Consider the following 17874-nt stretch of genomic DNA (forward strand, 5'->3'; position numbering starts at 1 on the left):
TAATCACAACAACCAGTTGAGCCAGACCCTCTCTTAGATCAGGCGGCCATCTGTCCCAAAATCCCTGACGACGGACACTTGGTGACTATGAGGACGTCCCCTTCTCTGCAGAAGCTGAGAGCTTCACTGAGCGTCTCTCTACGTGCAACAGAGGAGACTTGTTCGGAGTAGATTTTCTCGCACCCAACCTCCAAGAGCGTCTTCTGCTGGGCTTCAAGTCCGGCTTGTTGTTCCAGTGTAGATGTTCTTGCGTATCCAATGATCATTTTGGTGGTTCCCATTAGGTTCTAAGACGTTGTGTCAATTCCCTGCCAAAAGCAGAAACCAACTTCATTGCCACCATTTCCGCCACCCTCACTGGATGGACACTGGACCTTGGCCTATTGGCAGCATTTTTGTCTGGAAACAAAGGGGTGGGGGGTTTTAGTAACCGACTTCAAAAAGGAGGGGGTTTATTGTTCTTATTATCACCTCTGAAAAAACGGTTCCTTGGTGGTGCAGAATCTGAAAGACTCGAGCACCGGACATTTGATGGCTGACAGAAGTTGTCGGATGACCGCTCTGAGCCCTTACCGGACCTTGATCACACCTCGGTCTTTCGCTCATGCGGCAGGTCGAGAACTACTTAAACCGGACATTCTCTGAGTGGTACGCAGATGGCGGTGACGCGGACAAAGCGGACGATGTCCGCACACAAGATTTGCATCAATAACATGGCCAATTGACTTCAGAAGACAGGTTTTAGCCTGTCTAACATCCAGCGCATGTCAGGTGGCAAGACCGGTGGTTTTGTCGTCATCATTGGGGCTTGTGATAGCTGCCGGGCCGCTTGCAAGCATGCCTGGGCTTGTTCATGAAGTTGCATCTCAGTCAGCGCCATCGCGCGGAGTTTTAGGTGGCCAGCTTCATTTGGGCGCATGTCATAGGCGGCAGAGGCATCCTCAACACTGCCTTCGAAATTTCCGCCACAATACCTTGCAATGCCACGCATGAACAGCCGATATGGTTGCAGTGGATCCTGCTCGCCACGCTCTACGAGACGCGAAAATGCAGCATCAGCGCCCGCAAATTCAGACCTACGAAGCAAAATCTGACCTTCAAGTTCATGGTTTTCCAAATACGCGGGATTAAGTTGCCGTCCTCGTTTAAGATCAGCGAGCGCTCCTGAAATATCGTCTTGCACTGCAAGCCGGAAATTCGCTCGGACCCAAATGACATAGTCGCTCTTGGGCTCTTGCATCACCGCGGTGTTTAGGACTTCCTCACATCTTTTCTTAATTTCGGCAGACATAATCTTGTAGCGTGCACCGTGGAGCATGAGTTGTGCTTCCACGCGCATGCAAAGCGACATCCCGTCCAGCGGATTGAGCGAGATGGCACGTTCTATAAGTGAAAGTGCCTCTTCCCAGCTTTCTATCGTAACCTTGTAAAATTCATTGGCGGCACGTGCACGGAGCTCAGATACACTCAAGTCGTCAACTGGGAGCCCAGCAAGTCTATCCCCATCGAACGCATTGGTTTGGAGACGTAAATCCCCCTCTGCCTGCTCCAGGACAGTGTCGCAGAAATCGAATACATCTTCAGTCTGAGCTTCGTATGTCTGTGACCATACAGGCCTCGCGTTGGCACGTGAGACCAACGTAATGGTGAACCTTCCGCGCCTCCCAGCGATCCGAACGCGCCCGCGCAAATCATAGGTCGCGGCTTCTACAGACTTGGCAGATGCATCGAAAACGGAAACGCCCTTTCTTCGCGATACTCTTACGATAAGTTGATCACGGAGGTCACCAGCGAGCGCTTTGGTCTCTGGATCAACCGGCGCGTAATCAAAGGACTGGAATGCAATTGATGGTACATCACCCGACTTGCCTGTTGAACCGGGCGCAAGTCGCCATTGATATAGCCGGACCGGCTGCGAGATATTTTTCAGGCTGAATGTGCCAGCGTCGCTAAGCACTGCTGATTGTTCGGTTGACAGCTGACGGTAAAAGTCTTCCGACACCATCACGCCACCGGGCGGTGCTTCAGTTTGAATGCGTTGAGTGATGTTCACACCAGTGCCGTAAAAATCATCATCGTCTTCGACTATTTCTCCCAGATGGCAACCGATCCTTAGCTTTATGGTCGGGTGGTCATAAAGATTGCTTTGCACCTGAATGGCGCTGTCCAAAGCTGCACCGATTGAGGCAAAGGCAACGATCCAGCCGTCACCCATGCGTTTTAGGACCTCGCCACCGAAGTCGGCGAGCACTGGCTCCAATTGGTCGCGCTTGAGCTCTCGTACTGCTTCGATTGCGGCATCCTGATTGGCGTTCATCATAGATGAGTAACCGACCATATCGACGACCATTAGAGTTGTAATTCGCGAACGCACCGGAGCCCTCCGGCCACCAAACATAGTGAAACGCCTCGAACCAACAAGCAGTTTGCTTCTGATCGCAGTCGGACACGCATTTGGACAGTGGTTTTGCGAAGCCGTAACCACGTAAAAGTTTGGGCTCACAACAGACATTCGAAAGTTCACAATGAGGAACGAACGGCGGCCCTGCGGACAAAGCGGTCCTTTCAGCGCTGTTGGACAAAAACAATTGCTCAGTGTCACCTCTGCAGTGCAAAATCTTTACGAATTCGCACTGGCGATAGGGTGGTCAGGCAACCCTGCTTTGCGCAAATTGTTAAAAAGGGCGTTTAACTTTTCTGTGTCGCGTAGCAATTCCTGTGACTTCACATATTCCAGACTGAGAGTGGGGTCGTCGGCCAACGCTTCGGCCACGATTTCACGTGCGCGCTCAACGTCGCCTCGAGCTACTCGGCTTGCTGCTCTGTAGAGCCGGGATCGACGAGTCTGGAAATTGAGGCTCCTGGCCTCTTCGTTGGATTCTGTGAAGCGCCCCAATGCGTATAGTGCCGCCACCTGCTCCTCGACAATCCAAACCGGCAAAAACGGGTCAAGTGTCGCCGCGTGCTCCAGTAACTCCAGGGCCCGCTCTGGCTGCCCATCGAAAGTGTAGAAAGCGGCGCAGCGCCCAAGAATGTAGGCATCGTTCGGAGCAAGTTGCATCGCTCGCTCGTGGTGGCGACGACTGGCGTCATAGTCATTGTTCAGCTTAATCTGTAAAGTACCCAGAATGCGGTGCAGTTCGGGATCCGAAGAATCCAGTTGCATCGCGCGGTTGAGTTTTTCTTCTGCAGATGCCAGATCGAAATCTGCCATACCGCTCCAGGAACACACGTCCATTGCAATGGGGCGCGCAAAGTTGGGATCGGCTTCCTGCGACTTTCGAAACCATTCTCGTGCTTCGCGGTAGAACGAGTCTGCCACAGTGCCCATACGGTGTTGTTCCAGACCCCGCAGATAATATTCATAAGCGGTCATATTCTCGGGCCGTTTCATACGGACCGCGCTAATCGCTTCGTGATCAATCCGGCCTGATACCGTGGCCGCCACGCGCGCAACTATCTCCTCCATCGCGTCGATTACTTCGTCGAAAGGCCGCTGAATGCGATCTGACCAGACAAGCCCTCCGTCGCTGGTTCTAGTTAGGGTCACGCTCAGACTCACACGTGAGCCCATCTTACGAACCTTTCCAGCCAATACGTACCGCACACCAAGCGTATCCCCGATTAGTTTGGGATCATCTGTTTGCAACGCCACGGAAGCTGTTCGAGAACTCACAAAAAGTGAACGGATGAGGCTCAGATCGTGGATCAATTCCTCCGTTAATCCTTCGGCGAGAAAATCTTGATCCTCGTCTGCTCCAGTTCTCGTCAGGAATGGCAAAACGGCGATTGAATTCGGCTTGATGGCGGATTTTGGTGCTTCAACGGTCGGAGCAAGTTGGAAAACATGGCGATCCGAAGAGGCACCGACGCGCATGATGCGCATGGCTTCGTCCAGCCCTTTGAGCCGATGTTCCCCCCGGTCTTCAAATGCACAGGGCGACACTCTACGGACATGGTCGAATAAGGCTTCCGATACGTCGATTTCACCGGGTTCGGCCAATTGCTGCAATCGAGCGGCGATGTTGACACCATCACCTCGCAAATCTTCCCCTACCCGAACGACATCTGCCAAATGCAAGCCAAAGCGCATAGACTGCGGTGTAAGACCTGGTGCTGTTGCAAGCTCTGAACGAGCTTCTATCGCGGCTTTGAGGCCATTGACGGGGCTTTCAAATTCAGCAAGCAAGGCATCGCCAGCTGTATTGAAAACTCTTCCGTGATGCTTGCTCACACAACGTGTAACGAGGTCTAGTCCGCTCAGAACTTGGGAGAGGGCGCTTTCCTCGTTTCGTTCCATTGCGCTAGTCGAGCCGACATAATCGCCAACCATGATCGTTGCCAATTTTCGGTCCAACGTTATGCTCCTCTCCTGGGCAACACCGAGGGTAGTGCAAACGCGTTGTTTCTCCAAGAAGAGTCGGTTCGAGCCTCATGAAAAGTGTCGACTTTGGGCTCTGTCCCGCCGTCCTCTGCGGCTCGCACCAACTGGCGGTCAGAGCCCCAAAGCCGCCGTCGATTAAGCTTCTGTCCTTTGCATTTGCGGCAAGGTGCGAACCGCGCAAACCGGTCATTGGGGTCGCCTGTGAGCAAAGACAGGTGAGCGGGACAAAACGGTCAGTCAGGTTGAAGGTAAGTGAATATTCTCAGGACTTTGCCCTTGGCTGGACGTAACGAACGAAGAGGCTGTTGCCCTGTCTCTTCGTTTCGAAGCCTTTGATCGCAGCTACAAGATCGCTCAGTTTTCCCTTTCCGTAGGTCCGAGCATCAAAATCTGGACGTGCAGCGACTACTGACTGGCCAAGTTGCCCAAGATGAAACCACTCGTCATCTTGTTGGATACGAGCCATAGCATCCAAGAGTAACTTTGCAGCTTTTTGGGGCTGCTCCTTTGCAGAAGCCAGTTTCTTGGCTTCGCCTTCGTCTGCTACAAGGTTTTCAATAAAAATGAACCGGTTGCACACGTTCCGAAGTGGCTCCGGAGTTTTTTTCTCTCCGATGCCAATCACCATTAAGCCATCCTCTCTGAGACGATTGGCTAAACTGGTGAAATCACTGTCGGAAGAAACCAAGACAAACCCGTCGAACCGACCTCCATGTAGGATGTCCATCGCATCTATCACAAGACCAATATCGGATGCGTTCTTACCCGACGTATTGGCGGTCTGCTGGTGTGCAACAAGACCCAGCGATAGGATTACCTCGGACCAACCTTTCAGCCGACTACTGGTCCAATCGCCATAAACTCGTCTAAGCGCGGGTTCGCCTATTGAAGCGACCTCCTTGAGAATTGCTTCCGCAAATTTGGCTGGTACGTTGTCGGCATCAATCAGCGTCGCCAATAACGGTTGAGCGCGTTCGGTCATCTGGTTGGCACCATGTTTTGTCTACTCTTGTCTTAACTTGTCGCTACTTATCGAACTGCCGACACGAAAACCAGAACACTCACAAAAACAGAGACCTGGAGTTTACTTAGCGGTCAGCGATAGGCTCGCATCTGCCCTTCTCTGCGACAAGCCCGAATTGGTAGTATGAGCCCTAAGCCGCCATTGTTCTGATTTCACGCGTTTGCAAACGCGGCATGGCTGGCGGCCCATAGCCGACCTTAATGGCCTTTGCGTCGAAAGTCCGGATTGAATCCAACCCGACATTTCAGTTCGTTAACGATCTCTCAGTATCAGGGTCTCACTCAGCTAAATAATTGAAGGAAAACTTGCGTTATGATCGGGTTTGTCAATTCTACAACAAAGGCACCTATCAACGGGATTATCAGTAGTGCACGAGGTGCGGCACCATAGGATTTTTCAGCGGCCGAAATATTGGCCAACCCCGTTGATGTGACGCCAAGAAACACGCCTACAAACCCGGACGCCATCACCGCACTTTCATAATCAGATCCCATTAGCCGGAACAGGATAATCCCCGCAAAAGCGACGGCCAGCAATGTCTGAACCGCCAGAATCGTAAAGATTGCAGGTCCGACTGCGGCCAAAGTCCACAATTGCATTGTCATCAAAGACATTACCAAAGCAAGGCCGATAGAGAGCTCGGAAATCAGGGCCAGACTTCTTGATTGGTTTGGTTTTGGGAACTTCAATTTACGAAACACAAGTGGCCCCAAATTAATGACCAGTATTCCACCAATAAGACACGCGGCAAAGGTCGGAAGATTGAAGTTGATCTGATCTAACAGATAGTGAATTCCTGTACCGATACCGATTGTAAGAGCCACCGTAAGAATGGTGCGAAGCATACTGTCGTAAGATATTTCCACCTCAGTTTCAGAATGCGCGACGCCAATACTCAAAATTGCATCTGTCTCAGGTGTCAATTTGTGGTGCGCTACCAAACGGGCGGCAACTGGCCCGCCCAAAACCCCGCCAAGCACCATACCAACGGTGGCAAAAGCGATGCCGACCTCGCTGGCCGAGGCAACACCATAGTCGCTCTCGAAAACTGATGCCCATGCCGCTGCTGTCCCCGGCCCTCCAGCCATCGAAATCGACCCACCAAGCAAACCGATAAGTGGGTCCAGGCCCGCAGCATATGCGACGAGTCCACCGACCACATTTTGAAGGATCATGAACGCCACCGCCGCAACTGCAAAGATGGCGAATAGTTTTCCACCCTTGCGCATGGTTTCGAATGTTGTGGACAAGCCAAGCGCCGCGAAAAACACAATGAGAAGCTCATCTCGCAAATCCATATCAAACCTGAACTCAATACCTAGAGCGAAATGGATCACACTAAACAAGATCGAAACCGAGAGGCCCCCAACAATTGGGTCGGGTATGTTAAGCTTTCGCAGGAACCTAATTTTCGCGTTTGCAAATTTTCCAAAATACAAAGCAAGAATAGCTATAATTATAGTTTGTCGGCCATCTATAGCTATCGGATCCACTACGAACTCCTTTAGTAAGGCTGGGTGCTACACCGGTGTCAAACGTGCGCAGCACATCAGTTCTGTGCGAGTGCGCGCAGTTCTCGATACCCATAGACGAGCCTCGTTCAACTTGTTTTGGGTCGCCCCATAGACCCCAATATGAATATCGGGATTATTCCAAGTCAATAGAGATGTCTATGTTGGCTAAGTTTGAGAAAAACAAGGACAATGACTCGAATTACAATCGGTTGCCCGCCAAAGTACGGGCGAGCCATCTAAAACAGCCTTATCCCGGTCAACGGACCTTGGTGCTCGCCCCAGCGAAGGACTGGTTTACGCCGTCCCGGCAGGTCACTTCGTGCATGTGGCAGGTTTTTCGTGCTTGCAGCGAAGGTCTGCTTGGTGGCCCTTCCTGCCAGTTCGGGCATCGTGCGGCGAACGGCTGGTTTGTCATTCGCAAAGCAGACCTTGATGAACCCTGCTGCTAATGCCCCTTTGTGCGAACAGTAATGGCCGCACAATCCTATTTCGGTCGAGCAGCAATCCGACAAGTACACAAAGGACTGGGAAGTTGTCTGTTGAAATCTCAAGAGCTCTTATTGACGCCTTAAAAGTCGGGGGTTGAAACCAAGCTTCAAAGGCAACTACCAACCAATTGATATCAAGTTAAATTAGACGCAGTATCCACTGACCAGAAGCCCCGAGAGAGCCCCGCAGAGCCCCGTTGGGCGGTCCATTGCGACCTCTTGGCCTTCCCCTGCCAGAAAGAAGCAAACGGCCCCGTACTGCTCCTTTGGATTGATCCAATGAAGCCAAGCATCACGTTGATTGTATTGATGAATTACTGACTCTTAAAGCTACTCAAACTTGACAAACACTCGGAGCCATTCGACGACGCCCTTAGCGTTCATAGTAACCCGCAAGGTAGGACATTATGGTATCTACTGTTGGCATTTTAGAAGTAGACTACAAGCAATCTAATACACATCGTATGGTAAACCCAAATCTTACACACATGAGTAGTAAGTAATTGAAGCAGATAAGGTAATTGTCTCAGTATCTACTGAGATTTCTTCTTCATCAAAGTTCCACCTCTAAGGTAGGCTTAACTCCAGCATGCTCAACAAAAGCTTCGGTGAACACTTCTTTTGCAGCATCTATGTCCTTTGCGCGAACAATGAGACAATCATGGATTGGAAGTGCTGGCACATTGTGTTCACGTTTCAGCATAAGGAGAGTTTGATTCATTATGTTTGAGTCAATTGCCTGAAGTTTCAGAGAGTTAAATCCATGAGCTTCTAGATCATTCAAGAAGGGGTAGTACTCTAGAAGCTTAGTTTGGACCGGATTGCTTCTTCTGCTTACCCTTCCATTGCCGACAATTGTGTTTACTGCCTGTTTGACTTCGGCTCGATCAATTCCCTCTATCTCGTAGAGGTCGACGCCAACTTCATACTCGGCACCAAAGAAGCCATGAAGCATGGTTAGTTGACAGGCCTTTATGTCGATTTCGGCTGTAGCTTCACCGCCAATCTGGATACCTTTACGGTCTTCAGACTTCCAATTGATGTAGGTGGACTCAGAACCGTAAAATCTACCCCCCATATCCCATTGATAGTCCTCAGTATCGCCATTGTTGAACAAGCGATACAGCACAGGAGGTGCACCAAAGCTGTACTGCCATTCAGCCAAGAATCCATTGATTTCCCGAACATCAGCTTCGAGTGCATCAGTCGTTGGTGTTCTTTGGTAAGAAATGAGTCTGCCCTTAGCCTGACCACTAGTCTTTGTTGCTCTGAGACTGATTGGTTGGGACTTTTTGAATTCTGTCCTGAAATGCAGAGACAACGTAGCTGGGCTGATTCCAAATTCCTCAAGCTTTGTCAGCAAAAGGGGTGTCGCCCTAAGTCTTGTAGCCCATCTCTTATTCGGAGTGTTCGGGTGATATATCTCCCCGTCCCAATCATCACTTCCCCTGAAGCCATCAGCGACATCCATCAGCCCCATTAAAGGCCACTCTTCCTTTAGGGTTTCGTAGTGCCTGCTGGTAGCCAAAGTGCCTTTGAATTTGGTTCTATCCCCCAATCTCCAGCAGTAACCATTCGACTCTTTGTTAAGAGCTGCTTCAAGTAAGTCGCCAATAAGTGCGGCAATCGTGGCTTTTAATGATAGGGCTACTTCCGCTTTAAGCCCTCTTTTTCTACTTCCCTGCCCTCTTTGAAATGAAACGGTCTGATCCAGTATCGCATCAACAGCCTTATGAGCCTCTTCAGAAAAAGGCAGCATAACCAAGGGGGCCATTTTCGCTGCCCTGAGTTCTTCAGGTTCAAAGTCTGGCCTGACTTTAAGCGTAATGTTCCTGTCGTCTTTCATTTCTCTTCACTTCACCAAATTACGTCAGACGTAGAGCGCCTTCTGACTCGCATTCGATCATATGCAGTAGATGATTATGAAGAACCGAGAGCTCATGTCCTAAACCGTAGGATTCCCCCACACCGTAAGTCTTCCAACCCCCGATCCTGTCATGAATATCCTTTGGACAGCCTGTATTTCTTAGCCTGTCTTTCATCGAATGCCTTAGGCTATGCATACTTTGCTTTTCACCTCTAAGCCCCTGTTCAGTTAGCCATTTGTTCAACGCGGCTGAGGTTGCATTTTTGTCGTAGTCACCATGCCTAGTGATCATGGGGAAAAGATAATCCTCTTCTGAAGCAGCCATCGCTTGTTTCACGCCCCATAGAGCTGCACCAACCAAGGGAATTTTCCTAGCGGACCCGTCGTTTTTGACTTCTCTAACGCTATTTGCCGCGATGCAGACATACGGTATCGGTGCATCTAAATGGACATCACTCCGAAATAATCCTGCAATCTCAGACAGTCTCGCACCAGTATCGCTTAGGGCTGCAATCAACCACCTACGCTCATCGTTAACCTTCATGCACCGTTTCTGAATGGCCATGACCTGTTCAACTGTAAATGGGTTCTTTGTCGGTTCAGTATCCCTTTCGGATTCCGGTATTTGCAATTTTTCCAGAGGGTTATTCATAGGCACTTCAAGCTCGATGATAGCCGTATTGAATACTGGCCTCACTTGAGCGAGATACCTTTTTATCGTCGATTTTTTCACCCTGCTTTCAAGCAGGTCCTTGACGTACGCGTTCCCGTGTTCCCGCCGAAATTGATCTATGGGCATGTCTCCGTTGACCTTTATGAACCTCTGTGTGGCTCGGTCAAACTGAGGATCTGATGACCGTCTTGGATGAAAGTACAGGTGTTTCTCGATAACTTCGGAGAAGCTGGGGCAAGTGAGTTTGTTCAGTTCGTCACCTTCAGCGTAAAATAACTCAGCTGCCATCCTAAGGCCCGCTGGTAGTCGTTCCTTCACGATACCAGGGTTGTATCCGTAAGGGTCGTGAGAGTGAGCGAGAAGTTCGCCTACAAACTCTTCCGGCTCTATGTCGTATTTGTCGTACTCGACGGCTTGACCCGGCTTCAGGCCATACTTTCGAAGTACCGCCATTCCCTCCTCTCTAGTCTGAAGGTCTGATTGCTCCTTCGATCTCAACAGGCTCCATTCCCTGTCGATACGCCTAGTTTCCTCGAATGACCGCTTTGCCGCCAACGCAGGGTTGTCTGTCTTGAGTGAGGAAAACAGATGGGCTTTTCCATTGTATTTATTCTGTAGGTCGGACGGAATTCGACGGCGATAGTAGGCCGTACCTCTACGCCACTCCACGTATTTTATCTTCATACTGATTGGGCCGATTTTGAACCAACTTGCTGTCATGTGTCACCTATTGTGTCACCTAACAGAGCGCAATATCAATCTAACTCATTGAATTTATTTTATTATCTTCATTGATATGGCGCACCTGAGAGGATTCGAACCTCTGGCCTCTGCCTTCGGAGGGCAGCGCTCTATCCAGCTGAGCTACAGGTGCCTTGGCCGTTAGCTAACCTTGTTCCGATCCGGGTGCAACTGCAAATCTTTCCGGATCGGCCAGGTTTCACGCAAACAAATCATGTGCCAATTCCAGCGCGTCGATCAGTATGTCGACCTCGTCCGTGGTGTTGTACAGACCAAAGCTTGCGCGGCAAGTCGCCGTGACACCGTAGAAATCCATGAGCGGACCAGCGCAGTGGTGCCCGGCACGAACAGCCACGCCTTTCTTGTCCAGAATGGTCGAGACATCATGTGCGTGCCCGGCCCCGTCCATCGTAAAGCTGAAGATCGCGGCCTTGTCCGGGCGTGTGCCCTGAACCTGCAACCAATTCAGACCGGTCAGTTTCTGCATAGCATAGTCGCGCAACCTGGCCTCATGAGCGGCGATATTTTCCATCCCCAGATCCATCATGTAATCCAGCGCAACACCCAGACCGATGGTTTGGACAATACCGGGCGTTCCGGCCTCAAACTTCATTGGCGGGTCGTTGTAGATCACCTGGTCCTTGCTGACCTCTTTGATCATGTCGCCGCCACCGATAAAGGGGCGCATCTCGGCCATGCGTTCGGATTTTATGTAAATCGCACCCGACCCCGAAGGGCCATAAAGCTTGTGGCCAGTAATTGCATAGAAATCGCATCCGATATCAGCGACATTGACAGGCATGTGCACGGCACCCTGGCTGCCATCGACCAACACCGGTACGCCTTTTGCGTGCGCGCCTTCTGTGATCGCTTTGACATCGACCACCGTGCCCAACACGTTCGAACATTGGGTCACTGCAACCAGCTTGGTCTTGGGACCGATCGCGTCGATCACGGCCTGCGGGTCAAGGCCACCGTCAGCGTCCACGTCGACCCATTTCAGGACGACGCCCTGACGTTCGCGCAGGAAATGCCAGGGAACGATATTGGCGTGGTGTTCCATCACGCTCAGCACGATCTCATCCCCGGCCTGCATGCGCGGCATGGCCCAGCCATAGGCGACCAGATTGATGCCTTCGGTCGTGCCTGAGTTCAAGACAATTTCATCCTCGTCCGCCGCGCCCAGAAAACGGGCGATGGTTCCGCGAACGGATTCGTATTTTTCGGTCGCCAGATTGGACAGGTAATGCAGGCCGCGGTGAACATTCGCGTATTCTTCGGAATATGCCCGTGTCACCGCATCAATCACGACCTGCGGTTTCTGCGCCGATGCGCCATTGTCCAGATAGGTCAACGGCTTGCCGTTCACTTCCCGAGACAGGATTGGAAAGTCTGAGCGGATTTTCTGCACGTCATACATGGTCTTTTTTTCCCTATACGGGGCCGCCGGGCGTTAATGCGAGGACAAAGGGCACTGCAATCAAGGCAGATAACACGATGACCCCGAAGGATTTAGCAAGCGAACCGAACTGATGCGCTTCATTCAGAAAATGGAGCGTGACGTAAAGGCTGATAATCGCCGTGGCCAGCAAAAACATAAGCATCAAAAACGGCAGCACGATGGTGATGACCAGCGTGATCACCATCGCAGCGATCTGAAGGTATTGCAGCCAGATCGTCAGCGTCAGAATGTCATCGAATGTTGCACGGCCACCCAGTAACCGCCCCACGAACAGGAATGCCCCGACGCTGAGCAACATGGCGCCCGCAGATCGGACCAGACCCAGGAACACAGGCGTAGGTGGGGGTACGGATTCACCACTGGGGACGGGAATCAAGTGATCAATACCCAGTTGCACAAGGCCATTCAGCACCACAGCCAAAAAGAAAGCCAGCCATAGGAATTCACGCCCAGGCCGCATGTCCAAAAGGCGTCGGGCCGCTTGGGCGGGGTGTGTCAGGGTCAAGATCGCAAGATCGACAAAGCCAGTGGGATTCATTCTTGCCGCCTTTGCGCTTGACTGAGACCTGCCAGCCAGAACCACAGGAAAACTGCGAACCAGACGATCCCGACGAGTGTCAGGGCCGGGCCAGATCCTATGAAACCACCGACCAAACCATTCAACAAAACCAGAGGTGTTGAGGACAATAGCGCCCAGAACAGAGCCAATCTAGCGCCATAGGACGTCCCCTGACCGCCGACCAACCGGGCCGCGCCGTATGAGACAAATGCCAGCAGGTAGAAAAACAGAGGCAGAATAATGACGGTGCCCATCAAGGCACCGCCCATCAACATATCCAGTTCTAGCCCTTCGATATGCGCGCGTCGCGCAAGGCTGGGCAATTGCGCGATGAATGCCACGACGCAGAACGCCATGACAAACATCAACGCCCGGTCCTCGCGCGGGCCAAGGTCAAGAAGCCGCCGCACGACACGACCCGGCCCCCGATAAGTGGCCACGATATCCGAGGTCAAAGGCATCAGATGTGTCGCGACAGCCAGCCTTCAAGGCGGTTCACGATGGCCTCTGCCAATGCCTCATCTTCGATTTCATCGACGGCTTCGGCCAAAAATGCCAGTGTCAGCATATTGGTGGCGTCCTTAACCGAAACCCCACGCGAACGCAGGTAGAACAGCGCCGTCTCATCAATCGCACCCGAGGTCGAGCCATGTGAACACGCAACATCATCGGCATAGATCTCAAGTTCGGGCTTGGCGAGGAACTGGCTGTCATCATCCAGCAGCAAGGACTGGCTGATCTGATATCCATCAGTCTTCTGTGCGCCTTCTTTGACCAGGATCTTACCCTGGAACACGCCGGTCGCGCCGTTGCGCAGAACTTTCTTAAAGACCTGACGGCTTTCGCAGTTCACTGCGTCATGGGTAACGAAAACCGTGTCGTCATGGTGAAAATCACCATCACCTACGCAGGCGCCTGCCACATGAGCAATAGCGTCGTCGCCGGTCAGTTCGATCACCTGTTCGTTACGTGTCAAAACTCCATTCACTGTCAGCGTGAAGGACTTAAAGACAGATTTCTGTCCTAGCCGCGTGAACATGTGGGTCGCGGCGCGACGTTCATGGTCCCTGCCCTGCGCGCGCACGTGATGCAACGTACCGCCATCGGCGATGTCGATCTCGATGCATTTGTTGAACCGCGACGCTGCCGGGCCGTTTTCCAAAATCGTAACCTCAGCGCCGCTTTCAACACGGATGATGTGGTGCAGCATGGCGTCCGAGGTCTCGGATGCATGGCGATAGATCAGGCTGATCGGCTTGGACGGCTTGCCGGTGACGTGGATCGCAACGCCATCTGCGGCAAATGCGGTATTCAAAGCAGCCAACGGCCGCTGAACCGGGGATTGCCCGCGCGATTCCAGAACGCCGTACAACTCTTTCGCCCAGTGGATATCCTTGCAGCAGATATCCTCGATCCGGTCGATGTTGACACCTTCCAGTTCCAGATCATCCGAGTCTTCGGCGCTGAACACACCGTCGATGAACACGATCTTCAACCGGTCGAGATTGCCAAACAGCAGCGGCTCGTCCGAGTGGAATAAAGCGGCATGCGGCTGTTCGGCCGAAATCAGCGTGTCGGGGCGCGTGTACTTCCAATATTCGTCGCGCCGACCCGGCAGTCCCATTTCCAACACACGGGCCAGCGCGTCTTCGCGTGCGGCCCGGGTGCACCCGGCATCGGGCATGGTCAGCGTGGCCAGCCGTGCCTCGGTCGCGGTTTGCTTTACTTCGGGCAAAGCCATCAGTTCACCTCGGCCAGGATGTCGGCATAACCGTTGTTTTCAACTTCCAATGCCAGTTCGGGACCGCCGGTTTTAACGATTCGACCGTCTGCCATTATGTGCACGACATCGGGTTTGATGTGGTCCAACAGGCGCTGATAGTGGGTGATGACCAGGAAACCACGGCCTTCATCACGCAACGCGTTCACGCCTTCGGCCACCAGTTTCATCGCATCGACGTCCAGACCCGAATCCGTTTCGTCAAGAATGCACATCTTGGGTTCCAGCATCGCCATCTGCAGGATTTCGTTACGCTTCTTCTCACCACCCGAGAAGCCGACGTTCACAGGGCGCTTCAGCATATCCGCGTCGATTTTCAGCGATTTCGCCTTGGCCCGAACTTCCTTCAGGAAATCAGCAGCTGACAATTCGTCTTCGCCGCGCGCCTTGCGCTGAGCGTTCACGGCCGTGCGCAGGAAGGTCATGTTACCAACGCCCGGGATTTCCACAGGGTACTGGAATGCCAAAAAGATACCCGCCGCAGCGCGCTCTTCCGGCTCCATCTCCAAAAGGTCCTCACCTTCCAGCGTGGCAGAGCCTTCGGTCACTTCGTACCCATCGCGGCCCGACAGCACATAGCTGAGTGTCGACTTGCCCGAGCCGTTCGGCCCCATGATCGCATGCACCTTTCCGGCCTCGACGGTCAGGTCGACACCTTTAAGGATTTGCTTTTCTTCTTCCTCAAGTTTCACGTGCAGGTTTTTGATTTCCAGCATTTTTTGTCCTTTTGCGTACCGCAAGGGGTCATCCGGCCCCGATATGTTCTGAATTCAGAGAAATGCGGGGTTAACCCACTGATCCTTCAAGGCTGATGGCCACCAGCTGCTGCGCTTCCATGGCAAACTCCATCGGCAACGCCTGCAGGACGTCCTTGCAGAACCCGTTGACGACCAGGGCCACGGCCTCTTCCTCGTCCATGCCGCGCTGACGGCAGTAGAACAGTTGATCGTCATCCACTTTGGATGTCGTCGCCTCATGCTCCACGCGCGATGAATTGTTGCGAACCTCGATATACGGCACCGTGTGAGCCCCGCATTTATCACCGATCAGCAAGCTGTCGCACTGGGTATAGTTGCGGCTGTCCTTCGCCTTCGGGTGCATCGAAACCAGACCACGATAGGTGTTCTGCGCTTTACCCGCGCTGATCCCTTTGGACACGATGCGCGACTTGGTGTTCTTGCCCAGATGCACCATTTTGGTGCCGGTATCAGCTTGCTGCATGTTGTTGGTAATGGCGATCGAGTAAAACTCACCCTGGCTTTCATCACCGCGCAGGATGCAGGACGGGTACTTCCAGGTCACGGCGGATCCGGTTTCCACTTGGGTCCACATCACCTTGGACCGGTCACCCCGGCAATCGGCGCGCTTGGTCACGAAGTTATAGATACCGCCTTTGCCGTTTTCATCCCCGGGGAACCAGTTTTGAACGGTCGAGTATTTCACCTCGGCATCTTCTTCGATGATGATCTCAACAACGGCGGCGTGCAGCTGAGCTGTATCGCGCTGCGGTGCGGTGCAGCCTTCCAGATACGAAACGTAAGAACCTTTGTCCGCGATAATCAGCGTGCGTTCAAACTGACCCGTATTTTCCGCGTTGATGCGGAAATAGGTGCTCAGCTCCATCGGGCAGCGTACACCTGGCGGGATGTAGACAAACGAGCCATCCGAGAACACGGCCGAGTTCAGCGTGGCGTAAAAGTTGTCCGAGACGGGGACCACTGTGCCAAGGTATTTTTTGACCAGTTCAGGGTGTTCCCTGATCGCCTCTGAGATCGAACAGAAGATCACACCGTGTTTGGCCAGTTCGTCCTGAAAGGTCGTGCCAACCGAAACCGAGTCGAACACCGCATCCACGGCCACCTTGCGACCCTCGGCGGGCATATCCTCGGCACCTTCAACGCCGGCCAGAATCATCTGTTCTTTCAGCGGGATACCCAGCTTTTCGTAAGTAGCCAGCAGCTTTGGATCGACCTCGTCCAGCGACTTCGGCTTCTCCTCCATCGACTTGGGACGGGCATAGTAATACTGGTCCTGGAAATCGATCTTGGGATAGTGGACCATAGCCCAGTTCGGCTCATCCATCTTGGTCCAGCGTTCGAAGGCCGCCAGACGCCATTCGGTCATCCATTCGGGCTCTTCATTCTTTTCCGAGATCAGCCGGACGATATCCGGGTTCACGCCCTTGGGCGCGTACTCCATCTCGATATCGGTATCCCAACCGTATTTGTAGGTACTGACCTCGCGTACCGCGTCCACGGTTTCTTGATCGACACCCTCTTTTACCTGGGTCTGGTCCAAAGCGGCCATATGACACCTCCGTCAGATCACGCGGCGCGCGCGCGATGCTTCTTTTCTTTTTCAAGCCACGTTTCGGCGAAACGCAGCACATCTTCTTCAGTGGTCAAAGGTCCCAGAGACACGCGGATGGCGCTTGCTGCTGTGACCTCATCAAAACCCATCGCGGTCAGCACCGCGCTTGCCCGGACCTTGCCGCTGGAACAGGCAGAACCTGCACTGATAGCAAAACCTGCCAGATCCATCTGCATGACCTGCGTTTCGCCCTTCCAGCCGGGGATTGCGAAACACGAGGTATTCGGAAGGCGGTCCTGACCTTTCCCGACAAAAATAGTAGATTTAGAACCAGCCTCAAGGGCATTTTCTAGAATATTTCTAAATTCACGAACCTGTTCCCAGATACCATTTGAAAGATCCCGCGCCGCAGCTTCAGCTGCAGCCCCGAACCCCGCGATTCCAATGACATTTTCGGTGCCTGACCGTCGGCCCATCTCTTGCCCACCGCCTTTGATCATTGCAGGCAGTTCGGTGCCACGTTTCATCACCACCGCGCCAATCCCTTTCGGGCCGCCCATCTTGTGGGCCGAAATCAACGCCATCTGGACGCCCAGCCAGTTAAAGGCCACCGGCAACTTGCCAAAGGCCTGTGTCGCATCCGTCACGGCCAATCCGTTTGGCAAAGATTGAACAATCCCCGTCTCGGAGTTCGCCAATTGCAGGGTCGACTGCTCGGGGTTTGACACATCCACCTGACCGGATTGCGACGTGGGCAAGTCTTCGGTAATCCATGATCTGATCGCGTCATGCTCAATCGCGGACCCGTGCAAATCACGATTGCCCAATGTCAGCGCGGCCCCTTCGGTCGAACCTGATGTAAATACAACGTCTGCCCCATCCGCACCAAATGCGGCTGCAACCTGCGCCCTTGCCCGTTCGATCAGAGCCTTGGCCGCGCGGCCTTCGGCGTGAACGGATGAGGGGTTCCCGCACAAATCCATCGCTGCCACCATGGCCTCACGCGCCTCGGGGCGCAGCGGTGTTGTTGCGTTATGATCCAGATAAATACGATTCATGGATACATCTTTTC

At 52.8% G+C, this 17874-nt stretch carries 13 protein-coding genes, 1 tRNA gene and 1 pseudogene; all 15 read right to left on the reverse strand.

Annotation, left to right across the window (positions count from 1 at the left end; translation table 11 throughout):
* Positions 1 to 77 precede the first annotated feature (77 nt).
* Positions 78 to 266: pseudogene (locus AC2FI8_RS15350) on the reverse strand (recombinase family protein); the annotation flags it as partial.
* Positions 267 to 727: 461 nt separating this feature from the next.
* Entirely contained in the window at positions 728 to 2320 is a 1593-nt protein-coding gene (locus AC2FI8_RS15355) for an adenylate/guanylate cyclase domain-containing protein (protein WP_496779980.1), read from the reverse strand.
* A gap of 300 nt (positions 2321 to 2620) precedes the next feature.
* Positions 2621 to 4357 carry an adenylate/guanylate cyclase domain-containing protein gene (locus AC2FI8_RS15360; RefSeq protein WP_282168737.1) on the reverse strand — a complete coding sequence of 579 codons (1737 nt, stop codon included), beginning with the start codon at positions 4355 to 4357 and terminating at the stop codon, positions 2621 to 2623.
* 289 nt (positions 4358 to 4646) lie between these two features.
* On the reverse strand, positions 4647 to 5366 hold the full coding sequence (locus AC2FI8_RS15365; RefSeq protein ID WP_282170906.1) for an NYN domain-containing protein: 720 nt from the start codon (positions 5364 to 5366) through the stop codon (positions 4647 to 4649).
* Between the two features lie 323 nt (positions 5367 to 5689).
* Positions 5690 to 6901 (reverse strand): sodium/glutamate symporter, encoded by a 1212-nt coding sequence (gene gltS, locus AC2FI8_RS15370; RefSeq protein WP_282170908.1) that lies wholly within the window; start codon positions 6899 to 6901, stop codon positions 5690 to 5692.
* A gap of 1062 nt (positions 6902 to 7963) precedes the next feature.
* Entirely contained in the window at positions 7964 to 9256 is a 1293-nt protein-coding gene (locus tag AC2FI8_RS15375; RefSeq protein ID WP_496779983.1) for a hypothetical protein, read from the reverse strand.
* A 19-nt stretch (positions 9257 to 9275) separates the two neighbouring features.
* Complete coding sequence (locus AC2FI8_RS15380) at positions 9276 to 10670, reverse strand: tyrosine-type recombinase/integrase (protein ID WP_496779985.1); 1395 nt, start codon at positions 10668 to 10670, stop codon at positions 9276 to 9278.
* 77 nt (positions 10671 to 10747) lie between these two features.
* Positions 10748 to 10824: transfer RNA gene (locus tag AC2FI8_RS15385), tRNA-Arg, on the reverse strand.
* Positions 10825 to 10890: 66 nt separating this feature from the next.
* Positions 10891 to 12111, reverse strand: a complete 1221-nt coding sequence (locus tag AC2FI8_RS15390) for a cysteine desulfurase (protein WP_496764836.1) — start codon at positions 12109 to 12111, stop codon at positions 10891 to 10893.
* Between the two features lie 13 nt (positions 12112 to 12124).
* Positions 12125 to 12691, reverse strand: a complete 567-nt coding sequence (locus AC2FI8_RS15395) for a Yip1 family protein (protein ID WP_496764834.1) — start codon at positions 12689 to 12691, stop codon at positions 12125 to 12127.
* Positions 12688 to 13173, reverse strand: a complete 486-nt coding sequence (locus AC2FI8_RS15400; protein ID WP_058271673.1) for a YIP1 family protein — start codon at positions 13171 to 13173, stop codon at positions 12688 to 12690. Before AC2FI8_RS15400 ends, AC2FI8_RS15395 begins: the two co-directional genes overlap by 4 nt.
* Positions 13173 to 14453, reverse strand: a complete 1281-nt coding sequence (locus AC2FI8_RS15405) for a SufB/SufD family protein (protein WP_496779987.1) — start codon at positions 14451 to 14453, stop codon at positions 13173 to 13175. The genes AC2FI8_RS15400 and AC2FI8_RS15405 overlap by 1 nt, the downstream gene beginning before the upstream one ends.
* On the reverse strand, positions 14453 to 15208 hold the full coding sequence (sufC, locus tag AC2FI8_RS15410; protein WP_113790584.1) for a Fe-S cluster assembly ATPase SufC: 756 nt from the start codon (positions 15206 to 15208) through the stop codon (positions 14453 to 14455). Before sufC ends, AC2FI8_RS15405 begins: the two co-directional genes overlap by 1 nt.
* 70 nt (positions 15209 to 15278) lie before the next feature.
* Positions 15279 to 16799, reverse strand: a complete 1521-nt coding sequence (gene sufB / locus AC2FI8_RS15415; protein ID WP_058271676.1) for a Fe-S cluster assembly protein SufB — start codon at positions 16797 to 16799, stop codon at positions 15279 to 15281.
* Positions 16800 to 16816: 17 nt separating this feature from the next.
* Positions 16817 to 17860 carry a cysteine desulfurase family protein gene (locus AC2FI8_RS15420; protein WP_496764830.1) on the reverse strand — a complete coding sequence of 348 codons (1044 nt, stop codon included), beginning with the start codon at positions 17858 to 17860 and terminating at the stop codon, positions 16817 to 16819.
* Positions 17861 to 17874: the final 14 nt, after the last annotated feature.

Source organism: Ruegeria sp. CDSB029 (assembly GCF_059611125.1).